The organism is Leptospira bouyouniensis, from assembly GCF_004769525.1.
In the GTDB taxonomy this organism is placed as follows: domain Bacteria; phylum Spirochaetota; class Leptospiria; order Leptospirales; family Leptospiraceae; genus Leptospira_A; species Leptospira_A bouyouniensis.
Genome location: NZ_RQFT01000015.1, coordinates 127,124 through 149,551, shown reverse-complemented (window position 1 = coordinate 149,551; position 22,428 = coordinate 127,124). Strand labels below are relative to the sequence as shown.

Annotated in this window: 19 protein-coding genes; 3 read left to right on the top strand and 16 right to left on the bottom strand. The window is 36.0% G+C overall.

The window, feature by feature from the left end:
* Window positions 1-23 precede the first annotated feature (23 nt).
* From EHQ43_RS18270 to EHQ43_RS18215, 12 genes are all read right to left on the bottom strand, one after another.
* The gene (locus tag EHQ43_RS18270) at window positions 24-1,451 is read right to left on the bottom strand and encodes an FAD/NAD(P)-binding protein (RefSeq protein ID WP_135754324.1); all 1,428 of its coding nucleotides are present in this window, start codon (window positions 1,449-1,451) and stop codon (window positions 24-26) included.
* Entirely contained in the window at window positions 1,438-2,481 is a 1,044-nt protein-coding gene (pseI, locus tag EHQ43_RS18265) for a pseudaminic acid synthase (protein ID WP_135771963.1), read from the bottom strand. The genes EHQ43_RS18270 and pseI overlap by 14 nt, the downstream gene beginning before the upstream one ends.
* Complete coding sequence (locus EHQ43_RS18260; protein WP_135754326.1) at window positions 2,478-3,323, bottom strand: methionyl-tRNA formyltransferase; 846 nt, start codon at window positions 3,321-3,323, stop codon at window positions 2,478-2,480. The genes pseI and EHQ43_RS18260 overlap by 4 nt, the downstream gene beginning before the upstream one ends.
* The gene (locus EHQ43_RS18255) at window positions 3,324-4,292 is read right to left on the bottom strand and encodes a PseG/SpsG family protein (RefSeq protein WP_135771962.1); all 969 of its coding nucleotides are present in this window, start codon (window positions 4,290-4,292) and stop codon (window positions 3,324-3,326) included.
* Window positions 4,293-4,310: 18 nt separating this feature from the next.
* Complete coding sequence (locus tag EHQ43_RS18250) at window positions 4,311-6,338, bottom strand: aminotransferase class III-fold pyridoxal phosphate-dependent enzyme (RefSeq protein ID WP_135771961.1); 2,028 nt, start codon at window positions 6,336-6,338, stop codon at window positions 4,311-4,313.
* Window positions 6,335-7,213 (bottom strand): aldo/keto reductase, encoded by an 879-nt coding sequence (locus tag EHQ43_RS18245; protein ID WP_135771960.1) that lies wholly within the window; start codon window positions 7,211-7,213, stop codon window positions 6,335-6,337. The genes EHQ43_RS18250 and EHQ43_RS18245 overlap by 4 nt, the downstream gene beginning before the upstream one ends.
* 2 nt (window positions 7,214-7,215) lie before the next feature.
* A complete protein-coding gene (gene pseC, locus EHQ43_RS18240; protein WP_135771959.1) occupies window positions 7,216-8,388 on the bottom strand; it encodes a UDP-4-amino-4,6-dideoxy-N-acetyl-beta-L-altrosamine transaminase in 1,173 nt (390 codons plus the stop codon).
* Window positions 8,385-10,070: an ABC transporter ATP-binding protein gene (locus EHQ43_RS18235; protein ID WP_167481826.1), complete on the bottom strand. Its 1,686-nt coding sequence runs from the start codon at window positions 10,068-10,070 to the stop codon at window positions 8,385-8,387. Before EHQ43_RS18235 ends, pseC begins: the two co-directional genes overlap by 4 nt.
* 96 nt (window positions 10,071-10,166) lie before the next feature.
* Complete coding sequence (locus EHQ43_RS18230; protein WP_135771957.1) at window positions 10,167-11,903, bottom strand: SLC13 family permease; 1,737 nt, start codon at window positions 11,901-11,903, stop codon at window positions 10,167-10,169.
* A gap of 53 nt (window positions 11,904-11,956) precedes the next feature.
* Window positions 11,957-12,901 (bottom strand): GDP-L-fucose synthase family protein, encoded by a 945-nt coding sequence (locus tag EHQ43_RS18225; RefSeq protein WP_135771956.1) that lies wholly within the window; start codon window positions 12,899-12,901, stop codon window positions 11,957-11,959.
* Between the two features lie 54 nt (window positions 12,902-12,955).
* On the bottom strand, window positions 12,956-13,294 hold the full coding sequence (locus EHQ43_RS18220; protein ID WP_135594790.1) for a MarR family EPS-associated transcriptional regulator: 339 nt from the start codon (window positions 13,292-13,294) through the stop codon (window positions 12,956-12,958).
* A 146-nt stretch (window positions 13,295-13,440) separates the two neighbouring features.
* Window positions 13,441-14,016: a hypothetical protein gene (locus EHQ43_RS18215; protein ID WP_135771955.1), complete on the bottom strand. Its 576-nt coding sequence runs from the start codon at window positions 14,014-14,016 to the stop codon at window positions 13,441-13,443.
* A gap of 116 nt (window positions 14,017-14,132) precedes the next feature.
* On the opposite strand from EHQ43_RS18215, the gene EHQ43_RS18210 reads away from it, so the two are divergent.
* Complete coding sequence (locus EHQ43_RS18210; RefSeq protein ID WP_135771954.1) at window positions 14,133-15,245, top strand: 1-acyl-sn-glycerol-3-phosphate acyltransferase; 1,113 nt, start codon at window positions 14,133-14,135, stop codon at window positions 15,243-15,245.
* Window positions 15,242-15,436, top strand: coding sequence for a hypothetical protein (locus EHQ43_RS18205; RefSeq protein WP_135742283.1), 195 nt, complete (start codon window positions 15,242-15,244; stop codon window positions 15,434-15,436). The genes EHQ43_RS18210 and EHQ43_RS18205 overlap by 4 nt, the downstream gene beginning before the upstream one ends.
* Window positions 15,437-15,452: 16 nt before the next feature.
* On the opposite strand, the gene EHQ43_RS18200 is transcribed toward EHQ43_RS18205, so the two are convergent.
* Both EHQ43_RS18200 and EHQ43_RS18195 read right to left on the bottom strand, forming a co-directional pair.
* Window positions 15,453-16,301 (bottom strand): TrmH family RNA methyltransferase, encoded by an 849-nt coding sequence (locus tag EHQ43_RS18200; protein WP_244242892.1) that lies wholly within the window; start codon window positions 16,299-16,301, stop codon window positions 15,453-15,455.
* A gap of 40 nt (window positions 16,302-16,341) precedes the next feature.
* Window positions 16,342-18,360: an oxidoreductase gene (locus tag EHQ43_RS18195; RefSeq protein WP_135771953.1), complete on the bottom strand. Its 2,019-nt coding sequence runs from the start codon at window positions 18,358-18,360 to the stop codon at window positions 16,342-16,344.
* Between the two features lie 79 nt (window positions 18,361-18,439).
* Here EHQ43_RS18195 and EHQ43_RS18190 point away from each other — a divergent pair, with 79 nt between their 5' ends.
* Window positions 18,440-18,856 (top strand): response regulator, encoded by a 417-nt coding sequence (locus EHQ43_RS18190; RefSeq protein ID WP_135742502.1) that lies wholly within the window; start codon window positions 18,440-18,442, stop codon window positions 18,854-18,856.
* On the opposite strand, the gene EHQ43_RS18185 is transcribed toward EHQ43_RS18190, so the two are convergent.
* Window positions 18,853-21,465 carry a PAS domain S-box protein gene (locus EHQ43_RS18185; RefSeq protein ID WP_244242897.1) on the bottom strand — a complete coding sequence of 871 codons (2,613 nt, stop codon included), beginning with the start codon at window positions 21,463-21,465 and terminating at the stop codon, window positions 18,853-18,855. The genes EHQ43_RS18190 and EHQ43_RS18185 overlap by 4 nt on opposite strands.
* Window positions 21,466-21,543: 78 nt before the next feature.
* Window positions 21,544-22,302, bottom strand: a complete 759-nt coding sequence (locus EHQ43_RS18180; RefSeq protein WP_135742286.1) for an SDR family NAD(P)-dependent oxidoreductase — start codon at window positions 22,300-22,302, stop codon at window positions 21,544-21,546.
* Window positions 22,303-22,428: the final 126 nt, after the last annotated feature.

Genomic DNA, 22,428 nt, shown 5'->3' with positions numbered 1-22,428 from the left:
TAGAGAGAATATTTGTACAAATCTTATAAACTAGATTGATTCAGTGGATCGGTATTTTTTGTGTTTATGTTTGAAATAACAGAGGTTAACTCGATTACTTGGTCTCTAATTTCCCGCAGAGCAGTTGATTCCCATAATTCATTTTTTCTAAGTGGTCCCAAACAGTATAAATTCTCTAAAAACTTACCTTCTTTTGTTTTTACTTGACCTAAATTTCCTGTGACAAATCCAATTCCGTTTTCCGATTGGGTGATATATCCTTTCTTCTTCAAATTGGTATATAAATCACTTTTTACTTCCTTCAACTTTGTATCAGGTCCTGTACAATTGATCAGACGATCAAACCGATAAGATCCTAATTTTGCGTGAGGTTCTAAGGTAGAAATTTCAATAGAATCATTTTCCAGTTTGGAAGATTGAATTCTTGCTTTTAAAAATGTTAGTTTTCCAAATTGAATCCATTCAGAAATAATCGCCATAGACTCGGAAGGAATTCTGTGACGGAAGGATTCCCAAAATGGACGAACATGTCGTATGAATCGAAGTTGGTTTTTAGCATCCCAAGATTTCCAAATTTCGGAAGTGAAAGGTCTGATTACATTCATTAAATGAACATCGGAAATTCCTTCATTTTCTCGAATCCAATTCCGAATCAGATGAACATCTTCGTTTGCATTTCCTTTCAATGTAGGAAAAGGAGTTGGATTCATATGATCTGGTTTCGAATGAACTTTGGGTAATTTTCCTGACCTTGAAAACGAAACAATTTTCCCTTGGAAGTTTTTTCTTTTTAAGGTCATAATTACATCAACCATTGACAATCCAGAACCTAATATACCTAAGGATTCGTTCTGTTGAATTGATTCAAATAAACTATCATCCCATGGATTATGTAAATAACGTTTACTATCTAATACTTCCTTTGCTAGATAACTTGGATTTCCAGGTGGTATATTCCCTGTTGCGAGTATAAGATTGTCTACAATTAACTCCGCACCCGAAGAAAGTTTGATTTTCCATTGAGATTCAATTTTTGTTGCATCAATTACTTCATCATTGATTGTAAAAAATTCTTTATTGGATGATTTTGTTTGAATATTGGAATTCAAAGTAGATTCTAAATAATCACCAAAAATAAACCTAGGGAAAAATGAATTTTCATCATAACTTTCTCCCAAATAAAAATAATTCTTTCCATTCGATTTCCACCAATCCACAAAATGATTCGGATTTTCTGGAAACAAACTCATACCTTTTGCAGGAACATTTAATTTTTGATAAATTGAATTCGGTGAATATGCAACACCTCTTCCAAATCTTTTTTTTGTTGATTCAATTAAAAATATTTCAATTTTTCCATCAAAAGTATTTTTTAATAAATTGATGGCTAGTAATGAACCACTAAGTCCAGCCCCAACTATAGCAACCGATAAATGATTATTTTTTTCCATTGATCATATCCCAACTAACTGCAGTTCCTCTCGGAATATCAAACATAGCTTTAGATCCGATAATAATATCGATATACTTAGGAGGGATTCCATAACCAGGTCGAATACTCCGAACTGATTCACTCGTAAATGTTTCACCCTTTTTGACATCTTTCACTACATACAAAGATCTTTTAAAAATGATGGATTTTTCTTCTGCTTCTGATCTTTCCAGTTTTACAGAACCAAGTGATAACCAAGCTCGTTCACTTTCCACGACCAGTGCTTTCATCTCTTCTGGTTCCAGAGAAAAAGTGGAATCAACTCCACCGTCTGCTCTTCGTAACGTAAAATGTTTTTCGATAACTGTTGCCCCAAGTGCAACACTGGCAACCGCGACTCCAATTCCCATTGTGTGGTCTGACAGTCCAACCTCACAACGAAACATATCTCTCATTGCTGGGATACTAAGAATGTTGGTATTTTCGGGACTAGCAGGATATGTACTTGTACATTTCAAAAGAGTCAGTTTTTCATTCCCAACAGATCTTACGGCATCCACTGCTTCTGCAACCTCTGCTATTGTAGCCATCCCAGTTGAAATGATTATGGGTTTCTTGGTTGCAGCCACTTTCCGAATGAGTGGTAAATCGTTATTCTCAAACGATGCAATCTTATACGCTGGTGCATTTAGAGATTCTAAAAAATCTACGGCTGAAAAATCAAAGGGCGAACTAAAACACAGAACTCCTTTTTTATTTGCATATTCAAATATAGCTTTGTGCCATTCCCAAGGAGTGTAAGCTTTTTTATACAACTCGTAAAGTGAAGTCCCCTTCCATAAACTTTTTGGATCTGAAATAAAAAATTCACCATCACTTTTGTCAATGGTAAGTGTATCAGCAGTATAGGTTTGTATCTTTATTGCTGCGACTCCACAATTTGCGGCTGAGTCAACAATCTCCAATGCTCTTTCTAAAGATTGGTTGTGATTTCCTGACATCTCCGCGATGATAAAAGGTTTTTTATTTCGAGAAAATTCAAAGTTCATATAATTTCATATTCCGTTATCATTAAAATTCCATCAGAAACACTAAGCAAGTAATCTTCGTTAAACTTTCGAATACTTCCCAAAGTTAAAGTAGTTTCAAATTCTTTTGAGTTGAATACTGAGATTTTATAAATGATTATTTTATCACCTGTAGGTAAATAATAGTAAGCTCCTGGATAAGGACGAGTTTGCGCTCGAACAAAATTTATAATTGACTGTTTCGATTTGAGAATGTCGATATAACCCATCTCAGGAATCCGTTTCCCAAAATACGTTGCATCCTCTTCCTTTTGAGGAGTTGGTAGATATTGGTTTTTAATTTTTTCTAAAGTCTCTCTTAAAACGATTGGATATATTTTTTTAAACTCGTTGATGATGTCATTTCCAGTTGTATCGGAGGAAATTGGAATTTTAATTTGGCTATAAATTGGCCCAGTATCAACTGTAACTTCCATGATATGGCAAGTCACACCTGTAAAATTCTCACCATTGATAATGGCCCATATATGAGGAGCCCTTCCCCTATACTTAGGCAATAAGGATCCGTGGATATTCAGAGGGTATGATGCAGATTCTAACAACTGGATAGGGATAATATAACGGTAATTTACACTAATGAGATATTTGACTTTTTTACTCTTCAGTTCATCCAAAAGGATTTGGTCTTTTCTCAAATCAGAATAGTAAAATGGAATTTTATTTTCTAAGGCAAGGGTATCCACAGAATCAGATTTCAATTCTTTATGTGTTAATACATGAGTGACTCTTAAACCAAAGTTTATAAGTTCGGATAAACAACTTTGCCCTAAGCCACCAAAACCACAAAAGATTACTTCGTTCATTTAATTTAAAATGGATCCAACGATATCCAAAGATTTGTTCTGGAAAATCGTTTTTAGTTTTGTACTCATATTTTGTCGGATGGCAACATCTGCCAGTTTCTGGTTTAACTGGGAAAGACTTTTTAAAAAGTCTCCCATACTTGGATTTATAAAAGATTCGATCACACCAGATTTTACGAGTCCAGAAATATTTCCTAATTGGTTTTCTGCAGTTTGGATCACAATAAAAGGAATCCCCAATTTGCCTAGTTCATAGATCGTTTGTCCACCTGCAGTAATACACAAGTCAACCTTGATCATAAGATCACACATAGAACGAGCATCGAGATTTTTATATATCTTGAGAGTAGGAACGTGAATGAACTCTTCTTCTTTAAAATCCGTAAAACCTGGACCAATGATCACATCCAATTGAGAAGATGGAAATTCAGCATGGTAAAATTGTATTAATTTGGACGTTAAGTGTAAAGGATCACTTCCTCCCATCGTGATGAGTATCCTTTCTAAATTTTGATTTATCTTTTTCTCTTCTCGATTCTCTCGAAACTCTTTTCTCAATAAAGCATACTCGGGACCAGCTAATATCTTTTTAAATCGATTCGGATCATATTGGTAAATCAAACCTCCGAGTCCCCCATTGTAAATGATACAACCAGATGGATATTCTATTCGATTGTCATCATCAATCGCAACTAAATGATTTGTATATTGTTTAAAGTGTTCATAGTCAGCAGCTTGAGCTCGGTATGAATCAATGATAATTGCATCATACTTAGTTTCCAATTGCTTATGAACCAGCCAATTTTGTTGTTTTATATCTGTATGAAATACGTCTGCGTCCTCGTGGTCAGTGTTTACAAGGATTTGTTTTTTAATCCCTTTACTTTCAAACAATTCAGAGAAGGCAATACATCGCCTAAGATGCCCTAATCCATTCAATCGAAAATACTCAGTTAAAAAAAGAACCACTACAGAACTTATAACTCTTTAGTTCAAACGGCTGAATCCAGAATGGCAAACAGGTCCTTCTAAGAGTGTATCAATATCCTTTCCATTTTCACATTGTGAGATCACTTGGAAAATAGGTTTTAAATTTTCTAAGTATTTCTCTATGATCTCATCCGTATGACTGATACATGCATAGACAGAATTACCTGCTAAATATCCTTTTTTTAGCATTTCTTGTGTGATGTAAGTTTTGTACTTTAATGCATTAGAACTTTTTACAGTGAAACCACAAAGTGCAGGTAAACCCCAATAATCCAATTCAAGTTTAGTATCACTCGCTAATGATTTCCATGCGTCTGTGATTTGATTTCCAATCGCAGTGATTGTTTCCCACGATTTTAAATTTTCCATTACTTCTAAAGTTTTTAATGCAGCAGTGGGCCCAATGCGTTCTGTCCAGAACGTACTACTGATAAATGTTGCTTGCGCGGACTCCATGATATTTCTTCTTCCTATGATAGCTGTAATCGCATAACCATTTCCTAATGTTTTCCCAAAAATTGCCATGTCAGGATCAACCTTATATTGTTTATGTAAACCACCAAAGGTTTGTCGAAATCCTGAAGTACATTCGTCGAAGATAAGTATGATTCCATTCTTAGTTGCAATCTCTCTGACTTTTTCTAAGAATCCTGAGCTTGGACCAGTGTTCCGAGAAACTTCCATCATAATCACACCAATTGATTCATTTTTAACTAAGGATACCAATTCTTCGATTTGATTATAATGGAATGGAAAAACAGATCCAGCCAAAGATTTTGGGACTCCATTTGGATCTAAACCTGGTAATAAATGACCAGAGAGTCTATCATCACTTGATAGGTTTGCCGATAAATACCAGTCATGCCAGCCATGGTAACCACAGATAGCTACTTTATCCCTTCCTGAAGCTGCTCTTGCAATTCGGATAGCAATTGCATTTGCTTCTCCACCTGTCCTTGCTAAACGAACCATATCAGACCAAGGATGTAATTCAACTAACTTCTCAGCTAAGTAAACTTCTTCAGGACAGTTAAGTGTTGACATATTGCCTGATTTGATTACTTCAAAAACAGCCTGGTCAACTTCTGGATGACCATATCCTAAAGTATTCGTACCAACACCCATAAGAAACATATCGATATATTCTTTGCCATCGATATCCCAAACCTTACATCCGTTAGCTTTGCTAAAGTATGCAGGCCATTTTTCAGGCAAAAACATTTCTGCTCTTTTTGAAAGAAGCATGTTTCCACCAGGGATCACTTTTTTTGCCCTCTGCCAAAGTTTTTGGCCACTACTCATAATCGAACCTTGATTTCTTAAATATTTTTTATTAGATTGGAATAACTCAGGTTTTGATGACTCTAATGCCAATACATCTAACCAAGAGAAGCTGGTATTCGGTGAAAAGTGTTCAAATACATTTTTAATGACAACCAAATCCTCTGGTTCATCCACTGTCCATCTTAGGGATGAATGGTCATCAGCATTTACGATATTTTTTCTTCGAAACTGTTTTTCTCTTCTTAAGAAGGGAGTTACATGTTCCCGATCAAAGTCTGCTGTTGCCTTTTCGTTAGCTTCTCTTAATGCATCAAATGAGAATACTTCGATATCCAAACCGTCTGGGTAAGTTGGAGGATTGATATTTGAAGCATAGTCAACCCCACCTTGTAAATAAAGGTCGATCACTTGGTCTACCAAGTTCGCATCCACAAGAGGACAATCGCCAGTGATTCTTACAACTACATCCGCTTTATATTTTTCTGCTGCTAAATAAAAACGGTTTAAAACATCGTTTTCACTACCTCTGAAACAATCAATTTCCAACTCAAGTAGATGTTTAACAAAAGGATCATTTACGGAAGCAATTGAAGTTGCAACAATGATTTGGTTTATCAACCGAGAGGTTCTCAATCGATTGATCAGTAAATCAATCATAGGGTAACCAATAATTGGTTCCATTACCTTCCCTGGATACCTTGTGGAACCCATTCTCGCTTGTACGATCGCTAATACTTTCATTTCAATGTCCAACGAAACGGAAAAATTAAGTCTTCATCATCAGAAGAGAGTCCATCCAAAAATTGTAATGTTCGATTTTCTTTAAAATGGGAGATAATTTCTAAAAGTTGGTTCTTTGATTCTACACCAAAAACCACATTTGAAACTTTAGTTAGAGTTTTTATAAAAAGAATACAGAGGAGTGTAGGAGAAATCTGGTTCATCTCTATCGTTTTATCCCATTTTTCAAACAATCCAGACCACTTAGAAAAATAATTGGGTCTTCTTTCTTTTTTCATCAAGAGGATTCCTTGTAAAAAAATGGAACGTGCTTGGATTTCAATTCCCTTTAAATGTAAAGAATCCATCCATCCACTAGACTCTAAGGAACGATCAAATACATTGATAGGACATTGGATTCGATTGTATTCAACATAACTTGGAATTTTTTCCAAATCATGATGATTATAAATACTCAAACCAAATTTACGAATGGTTCCTTTGGAAATAAAATCCTGAATGGTTTCGTAAATTTCAGATGCATTAGGACTAAATATTACGGAAACATCATGTAAAAAAAGGGTTTCGATTTGATTGACGTTTAATCTTTCTAAAGAAGATTCAATTTGTGATTTGGTCCATTCACGAACATTCTTCTGATTCTCTAAATCCAATTTTGGTAATTTGGTAGATACCTTAAATCTTCCGTTTATCAGCTTACCCAAAATGAATTCGCTGTCCCCATAGGCAACCGCAGTATCTAACTCCGAGATTCCATTCTCATAAGCAATATCTAAAATCGATTCTACTTCTTTTGGATTTACTTTCCCTACTGAATTCGAAACTCCATAGTTTAATCCAAACTGAACCGTTCCTAAAGTTAACTGTTGTTGCATGTTTAAAAAAGAGTTTGGTGACCGATGGGTGTGGTGAGACGGAGAACAATTTCTTTTAATTGGTCATTCGTAAGTCCTGGATACATTGGGATACTCAATGCACGGCTGTAATACTCTTCCATGTTTGGGAAATCTTCAATTTTGAATCCCATTTTGGAATAGTATGGCTGACGATAAATTGGAATATAATGTAGGTTTACCAAAATGCCAGAATTTCGAAATCTCTCAAAGATTTGGGTTTGAGAAGATTCCAATTCTTCTAGTTTCAATTGAAGAACAAATAAATGAAACGAGGAATATGAATCCGGCATTTGTTTCGGTAAAATAACTGGTTTATTTTTAAAAAGTTCAAAGTATGTATTCGCAATTTGATGACGTTTGCTTACAAATTCATTTAACCTTTGGTATTGACTATAACCAAGCGCAGCTTGGATATCAGTCATTCTATAATTAAATCCAAGTTCAATTTGTTCATAATACCATGGGCCATGTGGTAAATTCACCATCTGATTTACATCACGTGTGATTCCATGACTACGAAGTCTATAAAGCGTTGCATAAATCTTCTCATCATTTGTAAGTGCCATTCCACCTTCACCCGTTGTGATGATCTTTACGGGATGAAAGCTAAAGATTGTGATATCGCTATACTCACAATTTCCAACAGGTTTACCTTTATACGATGCACCGATTGCGTGCGAAGCATCCTCAATGATTTTAAAACCATATTTTTGGGATAAAATGTGAATTTTATCCATCTCGGGAGCTTGGCCCGCAAAGTGAACTGGGATTACAACTTTGGGTAAAGTGCCTTGTTTTTCTGCTTGGATGAGTTTAGACTCTAAAGCTTCAACGGAAATATTATATGTATCTTTATCTATATCAACGAAATCAACTTTTGCTCCGCAATACAAAGCACAGTTTGAACTAGCAACAAAACTATTTGGACTTGTCCAAACATAATCTCCAGGTCCAACACCGAGAGCCAAACAAGCTATGTGTAAAGCTGAAGTTGCACTATTAACAGCCACAGCATGATTCACCTGTGAACCTGCGGCAACAGCTGCTTCGAATTTTGGAACCATGGGTCCTTGTGTTAAAAAATCACCTTTTAATACTTCAACAACTCGATCGATATCAGCTTGTGAAATATCCTGTCTACCGTATGGAATCATATTTTCTTCCTTTGTTCATGTATAGAGTGATCTTGAAAAATCATACCATTTTCGATTCTATAAATTTTGTCACAACTTTGAAGGGTACTTAGACGGTGAGCAATGATCAAAATTGTTTTTTGACCATGTAATGCATTGATTGCATCCATCACTTCACTCTCAGTATTTAAATCTAAGGAACTAGTAGCTTCATCTAAAATTAAAACAGATGGGTTATGATATAATGCACGAGCAATTCCAATTCTTTGTTTTTGCCCACCAGACAACTTAACACCCCTTTCTCCAACAATTGTTTCGATTCCAAATTCTGATTTGTTCACAAAACTCTCTAGTTGCGCAAGTTGAATTGCTTCATTCACTCGGTTGGTATCAATTTGCTTATCTGGTATACCAAAAGCAATATTGTTCTTTAAAGTATCATCAGTTAGATATATGTTCTGGGAGACATACCCAATAATCCTTTGCCAAGAATTTGGATCTTTCAATATCGAGTTATCATTTACTTTAATATCACCAGAATCAGGTGTGATTAAACCCAAAATCAGATCTAAAAGAGTACTTTTGCCTGCACCACTTTCACCGATAAATCCAATGGTAGTACCAGATTCAATTTCCAATGAAATATTTTTAATCACAGGAACCGATGAATAACTAAATTGTAAATTTTCTAATTTTAAGGAGTGAAATTCTAAAAGAGTCTCTTTAACACTTTGTACTCTTTTTTCTTTTGGAGAGTCTTTTAATTTACATTCTTGGTAAATCAAATCGATTGTCGGAAGAGAAAATTTTATATTTTGCATGATAACGAGCATCCGATTAATCGAAGGCATCACCCGAAAAGCAGCAGCACCAAATAAAGCTACCAAAGTAGCGGCTTCACTCAATGTTTTCCCTTGGCTAAGTGATGTTAAAATCAAAAGCACAAATCCTAAAATAGAAAAATACTCCAACCATAATCTAGGGAAGGCAACCAGAGTTGTATACTGTTTCACTACTCTTGCAGCACCATCACTTTCCTTTCGGTAACGACTTAAGAATTCATCCTCTCGTCCATAAATTTTGATATCCTTGATACCACCTAACCCTTGTTGAAAATGACGAATCCTTTCTGCTTCATAATTTTGCCTTTGTAAACCAAGTGTTAACAATTTTTTTCTAGCAAGGACAAATGTAATTCCAGCTGCCAACCCTAACGAACCCACTACAACAAATGCACCAACGGGTTCCACATAAACTAGAAACAAGGAAATCCCAACCATAGTGATTGCTTCATTAAAAAATGATAAGGCTTGTTGCACCATCGAAACAAGAGCAGCCACTTCCGTGGAAGTATTCCGAATTAACTCAGATGAATTTCGATTCACATGAAATAAATACGGTTGGTCTAAATATTTTTTAAAAAGTGTTCTCGATAATTTACTTTGAAATTCAGCCGCGTAACTTGCCTGTTCCCAAGTAAAATAAATTAAATAAATGGTTCGAATCGTATACAACACTACCATGAGAACCATTGCATAAATAGCCAAAGTCTCTAACGGAGGATTTCCGAGATAAGAAATCACACTTACAAAATATTGATTTTCTCTTAATTGGCTCGAATCTGTCAATACAGAGACTAAGGGAACAATCACCCCAATCCCGAATGATTCAAAAAGCAAACTAAAAAATATCAAGACAAACATATAAACAGTGCGCCTCTTCTGTGCGCTATCGAGGAGAAACCAAACTTTAGAAATATTTGACATGATAAAATTGAGAGGAATTACTTGAATTAAAATTTAAAAAGAAACGTATAAATCAAATTTATACAAGATTGAAACATATACAAAAACTACATAAGCAATTGTGAGAGGGAGTCCTAATTTAAGGAATTCTGATGGTTTGTAATGACCAATGCTAAATACCATCATATTCGTGTGGTAACCAAAAGGTGTTAAAAAACTAGCACTTGCACCAAATGCTGTTACTAAGAAAAAAGGTTCCGTTGCCGTTGAGAGTCCTTGTGCTAAAGACAAGGCAAAAGGAAATGCAATCCCTGCAGCAACAGCATTACTTACAAACTCAGTTAAAAAAATAACGAATATAAAAAACAGAAAAAGGGAAATAAAAACGGGCATTTGAAGCAAATACGGCAATAGAAACGATAAGATCAATTCAGGTGCTTTTAGATTCTTAAGGACAACTGAAATCACAAAGGCAGATCCCACTGTCATAATTAAATTGTAAGGTATTTCAGCTCTTAAGGAATTTAAGGAAATGATTTTTGTGAGGAAAGCAAACACCAACACAAGAAGTGTTCCTTTAAATAAGGAAAGTAATCCAAATAAATTTAAAATAAGGATACAGATAAAAAATACCAAAAACAAAATAGAACTCATAATTCCATTCGTTTCCACTTTTTTTTCCAAGTGGACAAAACTTAAATCATTCGTATAAGATTTATTAAAATCATCTCCAATCACAAGCGTAAGTTGGTCTCCTGACCGAATTGTTTCATCCCCAATATTTTTGTAAAAGACCTTATCCCCTCTTCTAATCGAGATGATCACAGCATTAAACCTAGCTCGAAATTGTGCATTTTTAGGTGTGAGTCCAATTAAATCAGATTCATCTGACACCATGACTTCATTTACATTCTTTAATAGATAACTAGAATCTGTGTCCAAAACAACCAAATCCTTTAGAATTCCAACAGACAGAATGTCTTCTTTATCTCCAACAAAAACCAAACGATCATTTTTTTGGATAATATGAGTTGGTGATGCAGGAGACACTAATTCCCCATTCTCACGAACAACTTCTCCTAAGAATATTTTTTTAAGATTCCGAAGTCCATTCTCTTCTATCGATTTACCAATTAATTTAGAATCAGGCGAAACGTGTACCTCAAAAATTGAACTCTTATCTTTTAAATCTGTATCTGCCTCACCAAACAATTGTAAAGGTACCTTGGCCAAATAAATTAATCCTACAGTTGCCGGTATGATACCAATCACAAAAAAATCGAATAAATTCCAGGTAGGAAATCCAGATTTCATTTTTAGATTATTCACGATCAAATTAGTCGAAGTTCCTACCAAGGTGAGCATACCACCTAAAATGGAAGCAAATGAGATTGACATTAAAAAAGGCCTTTGGTATTTGTAACGCCCTCTTAAAATTCCAATCATAGTCGATACAACAGCCGCATTATTCACAAACATGGAATAAACCATTGAAAACACATTTAACTTGAATAAAACGTATCTTTTTGTACCGTTTAATAATAAATTCCGAAAAACCTCCGTTAATCGATTGTATTCAAGCCCTTTGGAAATAAAAATAAGAGTTACAATTGTCATGAGAGTTTCATCAAAAAAAGAAGATAAAAACTCTTTTGTTTCAATCAAACCCGTTAATAAAAAGAGTATGGATAATGTAAAAAAAACAAAACCAGTTGAGATTTCAAATAAATATACAATTACTATTGCAGCAAAAATCAAAAGTAAAACAGTAAGGATGATCAGATCTTGCATTGTATCAATTGGTAAAAAATAATAAATGAAAACTCATGAATCAATATACAATCCTAAATTGATTTAGAATAATCATCGTAAGTCAGACGAACACCTTCGTTCAAATTCACTTCATGTTTCCAACCCATTTTGTGGAGTTTAGATACATCCAATAATTTTCTAGGTGTTCCATCAGGTTTTGTTGGATCAAAAATCAGTTTTCCATTATAACCAACAACTTCTTTCACTGTTTCTGCAAGTTCTTTGATACTAACTTCAATCCCAGAACCGATATTCACATGTTCGCCACCCTTTGGATCTCCTGTTACATCGTAATTCTCCATTAGAAATACGCAGGCCCTTGCCATGTCTTCAGAATATAAAAATTCACGAAGGGGTTTACCAGTTCCCCAAATCACAACTTCAGGCAACTGATTGACCTTAGCCTCATGGAACCTTCGCATAAGAGCAGGTAACACATGTGAGTTTTCTGGATGGTAATTATCACCAGGTCCATACAAATTTGTAGGCATCACCGATATAAAATTTGTACCATACTGACGGTTGTAAGACTGACACATTACTATGCCTGCAATTTTTGCAACCGCATAAGGTTCATTTGTCGGTTCCAATTTACCATCTAAAAGTTGGCCTTCATCCATGGGTTGTTTGGCAAATTTAGGATAAATGCAAGAAGATCCCAAAAAACAAAGTTTTTTGATTCCATAACGATATGATGCATCGATGATATTGTTTTGAATTTGTAAGTTTGAAAAAATAAATTCAGCAGGATAGGTATTATTAGCATGAATTCCGCCAACTTTAGCTGCTGCAAGAAATACATATTCTGGTTTCTCAGATTCAAAAAATTGAATCACATCCTTTTGGTTGGTTAAATCTAGTTCTTGATGAGACCTACCAATAACATTTGTGTATCCAGATTTGTTTAATACTTTTACTAAAGCAGATCCAACAAGACCTTTGTGTCCAGCAACATAAATTTTTGATGATACATTCATAATCGTATTTCCAGTTTATAATTAAATGAATTTTGGTTAAATAATCCAAATCGATCAGCTTAACTTTTCGATGGTCTCACCTAACTTCTCTACCTCAGCGCGAAGTGCTTCGTATTCTCTTTTTTTCTTTTCGTAAAAATGAAGAGTCATTCGAGCTTTTTCTTCGATTCCTTGTGGTGTGAGTAAATATGTGTACGCAAGTTTGTTTTTATTATTACGAAAATTATTCATTTTGATCAGCCCTTTGTCGAGAAATGCCTTCAAAATATAATTCACCTTTCCTAAACTGAGTCCCAACACATCCGATGCGTCTCTCTGTGATAAATTAGGGTTCTCATCAAGTAATTGGAGTAACTTGAGGTGGTGGTCGCTGTATTCGTATTGTTCTTTCATGGAGGAATCTGTGCCCGTTTCGGACACCTTGTGGAAATGGAATGCCACGTTTTGAATGGACCCCAGGCATAGCTTCGCCCCCTGAGTCCCATTCTTTGTCAAAATGTGTTCAGTCTTTGAACAAAGTAAAGAAATTTTTGTTCATTTTATGAACGAAAAAAATGGAAAAGGGAATGGAGACCTTCTCGGACAATCCAAACGAATCCGACAAAGAACCAAATAGTGGGTGTCATAAAAAGCAAAAATAAAAGTAGTGATGCTTGGGAATCCAAATAGGATTCCCTACTTTCATAAAAGGCTAACCAGGTGATCTTGTTTTTGGCAACAGTCGGGTATTTTTTTTCCCAATCCTTTAAGGTAGATTGTAAGTCCTCAAAACGATACCCTTCTAATTTCAAAAATTCAAACCCGTCTTTTGGCAAATTCGTTGGAATTGACTCCGGATCATACATTCGCAAATGGCTTAAGGATCTCATCTCAGAGCGAAAACTAAATTGTAAAATGAAAACGACAATGAATGAAAAGATGATCACCTCCTTCCATTTCCCAAGGGTTTGGATTAAAATCAATGCTGCTAGTGCTTCAACACTGGCTGCCAAAAAATAGGAAATCATTGGGTCCAATTTTAAACATATCAGATATCCAAAATACGTAACTGAAGCCATTACAATGGAGGAACCTAAGATTCGAATTGGATCTGATTCAAAAAATCTTTTGTTCATATTTCCATCTCAAGTGCAATTTCCCGACGTATTTCAAGAGAGAGAAGACAACCTGTAAAGTAATTTTACCCATAGAATCATTGACTGATTCTGCTTTTTTTTCGATACCTACCTCAATGAAACCTAAAAAACATACGATCCCCTATGACTTTCTGATCAAACTTGTAAGTTTGGCTAAAGGACTCGTATTCCATTCGATAGAAGAAAATTTCCATGAGAACGAAGAGTTGGAATCTCCTTATCCAACTGCTTTATTATGCAATCATGTTTCCGAAGCAGACGTTGTTTCCTTGTCAATGGTTTACCCAAGACTCAAACCAAAAATCAAAATGATCATTCCTGCTCGTGAGGACATTTTGTTGCCAGGTTTTTTACAGAAGGAATTCAGGGCGAAAGGGATTTTGAAATGGATATTTAAGTTCATTGATGCGACAAACATCATTCCTATCTTATTACGTTATATTGGGGCAGTCCCCATCAAACGCCCGTTCCGTGACAATGCAAGGGAATTGATTAAAAAGGGTGAACTTCGTGACAAAGTTGATAGCGAATGGACGGATTTAGTGGAACATATTCGCAAGGGACGTAATTTGTTTATGTTTCCAGAAGGTACCTACAATCATGATGGATTTTTAAATCAAGTGAAACGCGGAGCCTACTACATCAAATCAAAAATTGACAAACTCCATTTTAACAGCTTCACATTAACGTATGATCATCTTTCTTACCAAAAAACAAAGTTATATATTAAATATGGAAGACCATTTGAAATCCAAAAAGATATGTCTGGTGACCAAGTTGTTAAATTGGTAGCAGAAACATTGGGCAAAAACTATACTGTCACGATTGCAAACCTAACCTCATTTGTATTATTAAAATTAGAAAAAGAATCTAAAATTAAAAAACAACAGCTGATTGATTTAATCTTGCATCTGAAAAATCAAATCGAAATCAAATTTCCAGAAATCACACTCGCTTCTGAACTTCGCAAAGAAGTTTTCCATTCACAATTAGAACTGGTATTTGCAAAATTGAAAAAAGTGAACTTGATTGATTGGGAAGAGGAAACAATTCGTACGAAAGAAATTTTACACCAAATCCCAAAATCAATTCATAACTTAAAAAAATCCAATATTGTTTTGTATCATAAAAACCAATTAACTTCCCATTTTTCAAAACTCGAATCAATTTGGAATGCTATGTATTTAGGTAAAGGAGTCAACACATGAAACGAATCAAACCAATTCAAATTTTATTATTCTCCACATTATTTTTATTAGGATGTGGAACCATCTCTCGGGGTTGCGCTAAGTATTTTGGTTACGATGAGGTTTGTGTAGACGGTGTCAAATATATCCAATTCACATCAGGTGCTAGCGTAAAATACAATCCTGATGGAAGTATTGCGACATGCCGTTAAAACTTTTGATCTAACTCTAAGAATCCAATTGAATTTTGGAATGTTTAGCTACTTCCCAAAGTAAAATTGAACCTGCAGAGGACACATTCAAAGAATTCACAACTCCTAACATAGGAATTTTGACAATGTGATCACAGTGAGATTGTAATTGGACGCTCATTCCTTTTTTTTCATTCCCTAATACCAAAAGAACAGGAGTTTTGATTTTGATCTCATTTAAATTCGTGTCACCACTTGAATCAGTTCCAATGACAAGAAGTCCAATACGTTTTTTTTCTTCATGGACAAATGAAGCAAACGATTCAAAATCTTTCACAAAAACGATTTTTGTATGAAAGAGCGCACCTAAACTTGCTCGGATCACCTTTGGATCATATACATCAATGGAATGACCAATCACAAAGATTACGTTGACTTGGAATGCATCTGCTGATCGTAAGATAGAGCCAAAGTTTCCCAAATCACTTGGCCGATCAAACAATAGATAAAATGGTTTTTCGTTCAGTTTGATTTCTTTTCCTAAAGATGGAATTAAATATTTATTTTTAATTTTTGCAGTGATCAGTAACTCAGACGGGTTTTCTTTTTCAGAAAGTTCCAAATACAAATCTTCCTTTAATTCGAAAATTTTTGCCTGTTTTTCCTTCGCTAAAACTTCTTTTGCCCAACTGGATAAAGGAATATTTTCACGATAAAGAATTCGAGTGATTTGCCAATTGGCAGCTAACAACTGCTTAATCGGCTCAGTCCCTTCTACAAAAACTTCCTTATCTGAACTACGTTTTGTACGATTTGACCGAAGTGCAGAAATGATTTGGAATTCTGCATTCCGGACAGACACTTTCAGAATTTTTGATGGATTCAATTCTTACCGCAAATCAAAACTTATGGATCAATCAATTCCACTAACCAATGGATACAGCAAGCCTTGTCCCTTGGTCGATGGCACGTTTGGCATCTAACTCTGAAGCAAGATCAGCTCCACCAATCAAATGGACGGGAATCTTTGCTTTTTGCAGTGGTTCCAATAAAGCCCGGTTCGGGTCTTGTCCTGCACAAACAACCACTGTATCACAAGGGATTTTTTTTGTTTCGCCTTTCACTTCGATCACAATTCCATCTGCTTCGATTGCTTTATAGGTAACTCCAGAAATTTGGTTAACTTTTCGGTCTTCAAGAGAAGTTTTATGGATCCATCCTGTTGTTTTTCCAAGAGTTGCTCCAAATTTACTATTGGATCGTTTTAACATCGTAACATCTCTCACACCAATTGGTGTTTCTTTTGTACCAAGCCCACCGTCTTTTTCAATGTTAGTGCGTATACCCCATTCTTTAAGATAATTCTCTGTTGTGAAGGAATGCCCAGGGTCTGTCAGTAAAATGCTGACATCAAATCCAATTCCACCTGCTCCCATCACGACAGCACGTTTTCCAACTGGTTTTCCTTTCAATACGACATCCACATAACTAAGAACATTCGGTCCTTCAATTCCAGGAATTTCTGGTATCCTTGGTATCACCCCAGTAGCTAAAACCACTTCCTCAAACCCTTGTGTTATCAAATCCTCACTTGATACATAGGTGTTTAGTTTTACATCTACATTGTATTTTTTTAACATTGTATCAAAATAACGAATCGTTTCTTTAAATTCTTCTTTACCAGGGATTCTCCTTGCAATGTTCAATTGACCACCTAACTCAGATTGTGCATCAAATAATGTGACAGAATGACCACGTTCTGCCAGCGTTTTAGCACAAGACATGCCGCCAGGTCCAGCACCAACCACGGCTACTTTTTTTGCTTGGTTTGTTTTGGTGATGACAAGTTCTGTTTCGTGACAAGCTCGAGGATTCACCAAACAACTTGCCGTTTTTCCTTGGAAAATATGATCCAGGCAAGCTTGATTACAAGCGATGCATGTATTAATTTCTTCCGGTTTTCCTGCTTTTGCTTTCTCTACAAAAAATGAATCAGCAAGGAATGGCCTTGCCATAGAAACCAAATCAGCATCCCCACGAGAAAGTACAGATTCTGCAATTTCAGGAGTGTTGATCCTATTGGAAGTGACAAGCGGAATGTTCACATGTCCTTTGACCTTCGCAGTGACCCAAGTAAAAGCGGCTCTTGGCACCATCATGGCAATGGTAGGAATCCGTGCTTCGTGCCAACCAATCCCTGTGTTGATAATTGTTGCACCAGCTTTTTCTATTTCTTTAGCTAGATGAAGAACTTCTTCTATATTCCCACCTTCTTCAACCAAATCTAACATAGACAAACGGTAAATGATGATGAAGTCAGTTCCTACTTTTTTTCTAACTGCTTTGATAATTTCGATTGGAAATTTAATACGGTTTTCAAAACTACCTCCCCAATCATCGGTACGATTGTTTGTTCGTTTGGCAATGAATTGGTTGATAAGGTATCCTTCACTTCCCATGATCTCAACTCCATCATAACCAGCTAACTTTGCTAATTCGGAGCATCTCACAAAATCATCTATGGTTTTCCAAATCTCCTCTTCGGTTAATGGGTGAGGTTTGAACATATTGATAGGTGCTCTAAGATTGGAGGCACCTACAATTTTATCATGATACCCATACCTTCCTGTGTGAAGGATTTGCATGGCGATTTTTCCACCTTCTTTATGCACGGCTTCGGTTACCACTCTATGGTGCAGGGCCTCTTCTTCAGTGTCCATGACACTCCCACCCTTTGCCACACGCCCTGCTTCATTTGGTGCGATACCACCAGTCACAATAAGTGCCACACCACCTTTTGCCCTTTCCCCATAAAACGCTGCCATTCGTTCATAACCATTCGGAGCTTCTTCAAGCCCAGTGTGCATTGAACCCATGATGGTTCGGTTTTTCAAAGTTGTGAATCCTAGTGAAAGTGGAGAAAGTAAAGTGGGATATGCTGTCATAAAGACCCAAGTGTAGAAATTCAGAGAATTTGGCAAGATTTACTTGCAATCTAAAAGAGAACGGATAAAACTTTGTCCTGTGGAAATACTCACTGAGAAAAAGAATGGAAAGAAGGGAATCCTCTTTGTGGATGATGAATCCATCATTTTACTCAGCATGAAATCCCAAGTGAAACACCATTTTGGTGAAAGATTCAAATACCTTACCGCAGAAAACGCCAAAGAGGCATGGGATTTAATTTTAGAATTAGAAGAAGAAGGGAGTTCGGTTGCTGTTATCATCTCCGATTGGGCTATGCCTGGAATGAATGGTGATGAATTTTTAAGAAAAGTTCATAAACGATTCCCATCGATTGAAAAAGTCATCATCACTGGATTTGCTGAAGAAAAACTAGTGGAAGCTTTAACCAAAGAAATCGGTCTAATCACTTGTTTGAAAAAACCATGGGATGAAGAAGAACTTATCACAGCCATCACACATGCTGTCGAACCTTAATAACCTTTTGGTAGATAGATTGAAAAAATTGTTTCTCCAGGTTTGGACGTTAATTCAATCCTTCCTCCATGTCGTTTCACTATTTTATTCACAATATCAAGCCCTAGCCCACTCCCTTCCCCTGGTGGTTTAGTAGTAAAGAAAGGCTCAAAGATTTTTTCCCGTATGGAATGGTCGATACCTGGTCCAGAATCTTGGAGGGAAACGAGTATCTCTTGCCCACAATCTTTAATCGATATAATTAGTTTTCCAGAGAAAGACATTGCTTGTAATGAATTGTAAATCAAATTTGTCCAAACATGCAATAAATCATCCGGATAACATTCTATAGGTGAGATTTGCTCGTAATTTTTGATGAGAGTGATCCCACGTTTGAGTTGGTTTTGATAAATCGTCAAAACCGTTTCAATTGTATCCTGGATAGATGCTTTGATTTTTTTCCCTGTTGAATCAAAATGAGAGAAATTTTTTAAAGCATACATGATTTTAGAAACACGATCCACAGCAAGTTGGATGGACCTAGTGTTCCTTCTAAATTGAATTTCTAGTTCCAAATAATCTAAAAATACTCGCAAGTAATGAGATCGAAAGAGTGGTAAATATTTTTCTTCTAATTCCCCAATTCCTAACTCCACCCAAGCTTCCGCAAATTCATCCGCGTCATCCGCTTTGCAACCATACTCAATGAGAATTTCTTTATTTTTCTTTTTTCTTAACCTTTCTTCTTTACCAGTATAAAATTCGATGGGTTGGTCTAAATTTGATAAGATGGTTTTTAGGATGACTTGTTCTTCTTTTGGAACATTTAAGATTGCTTCACGGAACAATTGTGAGGCGATACCATATCGTTTTTGCCAATCCATCATATTTTGATTGGATGCTTTTACTGCACCTATCGGATTATTGATTTCATGTGCGATGCCTGCAATGAGTTGCCCAAGAGCTGCTAATTTTTCCGATTGGACCAATTGTTCTTGGGTTCGTTTGAGGTTTTCAAACGCCATCTCTAGTTCGATTTTTTGTTTTTCGATGAGTTTGTTTTTTTCTCTGATTTCAGAATTGATTTGTCGGAGTTCCTCCACCTCTTTCAATGGACTCAAATCAAAAATACTATATGCAATGGAATTCGATTGGTTGTATTTAAATCGTTTGATGGATACAAGTGCTGGAAACACTTCCCCATTCTTTCGTTTGCATAATATTTCAATCGAATCACTTGAGTGATCTTCAATTTTTTCACGAATTTTTTGGAGTGAGTCTGGTGTGAGTAACGATCGGATTTTCAAATTTTTTGTGTCTTCAGGTGCATATCCAAACAAGTTTTGAAAAGCAAAATTAGAATCCTTTGCTCGTAATGAATTTTCATCAAAAATGAGAAATGCTTCCGTCGAAAATTGATAAAAGGCTCGGAATCTTTCGTCTGACGTGCGTAAGGCTTCTTCCGCTAATTTTGCCTCAGTGACATCAAGAATCGTTCCCATCAATCGAAACGGTTTGCCATCTTTGTCTCTGAGTAAATTGCCCCTTGATTCAACCCAATGGACACTCCCATCTGCATGGAAAATCCGATGTTGTATGATGTATCCTGATTTTGTAGGATCATCTTTTAGAAATTGGATTTCTTCCGAAATCTTAGTAAGGTCTTCTGGATGGTTTAATGTTAAATACGTTTCGACAGTGATCTCATTTTTATTTGGATCCAATCCGTAGATTTCGTAAGTTTGTGGGGACCAATAAATTTTACTTGGATCAATGTCCAAAGTCCAAATCCCCATTTTTACAGCATCAAGTGACATGAGAAGTCTAGATTCAGATTCTTTGAGTGCTAAACTCGCTTCAATCTGTTCAGTTCGATTGATCATTGCACCAAACATCCGATAGGCGTCACCATCTTCATTGTATAAAAAGATTCCATTATCTTCAATATAAACATAGGAACCATCTTTTCTTTTGTAACGGTATTCGCAGGAGAATTTGGTTCGATTAGCCATCGATTCATCAAACACTTGGATGGTTTTTTCTTTATCTTCAGGATGGATAAGAACCATCCATGCCTCATAACCAATTGCATTGTATTCTTCTGGGGTGTAACCTGTGATTTCTTGGATGGCACCGGCCCAGTAGTTTACTCCCGAAGCTATATCTAAGTCGTACACCATACTCAAGGAAAGTTCTGTGATGGTGCGATACTTTGCTTCGCTGTCTTCTAATGCCTTTTGTTTTAGAACATTTTCTGTGATGTCAGTGATGAGAAATACCAGGGAACGTAATTCTCCCACTTCATTAAACACAGGTGAACCATTAATCGAAAGGTATTTTTTGGTCCCATTGGAATCTTCGATAGCATGCCGAATATCTGTTACTGGTTGTTTTGTTTTGAGGACAATATTAAAAGGTTGGTCTTCATCTCTCCAGGGAGCACCATCCAAGGAAGTATTTTTCCACTGAGGAGCGTCGTAAGTTCTCGTAAGGATGTCTTTTAGTTTGATACCAAGGACAGTTTCTGAAGCAGGATTTGCATACAAAATATTCCCCTGTGGATTCAGTAACACAATCGCTGTGGAACTTACATCCATGATTGTTTTTAATAAATCCGCTTCGACATTCATATGAGTGTCTGCCGAAGGCGAAATATGTGGCAATGGTCCTTCCTCTGAAGACTGCATAGTATCCACTATGCAGTAGGCTTAAGATTTATGCGATTTCAATTTTGCAGCTTCAATTTTTTGGTAAATTTTCAAAGGAAAAAACAAAAATCTGTCTAGAAATTGAATGAATCGAAATAAAAATGAAGGGAAAACTTCTGTTTTGTCCCTTAAAATTCCACTCACTATTTTTTTTGCCACTGTCTCAGCGGTTTGACTTGGAAATGGAACAGGTACTTTTTTCCCGGCTGAGTCAAAAAATTTTGTCCTAGTTGCTATTGGATAAACTATCATTGTTCGGTTTCCTGGTCTCAATTCACATTGGTAAGCATCAAGAAACGAACGGACTGCTGCTTTCGTCGCCGAATACATGGCATAACCTGGAAGAGGTAAATGGCTCATCGCAGAAGCTGTGACTACGAATAGACAAGGTGAAGTCCTTTTTCGGTTGAGAGTGACGAGAGTATAAAAAGGCGAGTAAACATTTGTACGAAAAATTCGATCAATCTGATCCCAATCTGCATCCTGAATGATTTCATAATACGCAAATCCAGCATTGGCAAAAAAGATATCAATCCCACCTAATTTTTTATCTGCATCTTTAATCAATTTGTCTAAAGACTCAGGTTTGCTTACATCACATTTATACGGAATCACATTGGGGTGAGAAACAATGTTTTTCTCATTAAGGTCACAGGCTAAAATTTTTACATTCTCATGCTTTAACATCTGCAACACGGTTTCTTTCCCTATCCCGGACCCTGCTCCAGTGACAACGATTCTCTTATTTTTTAATTCCATTGGTGAAACCTAACTAAGTCGATTCCTGATGAAAGTTTTTTTTTAATAAGATATCTAACTTTTTTAATAAATAGGCAAAAATCTCTTTACGGAGTTTGGATCATCTCCTAAACTTTGTGTTCCTTG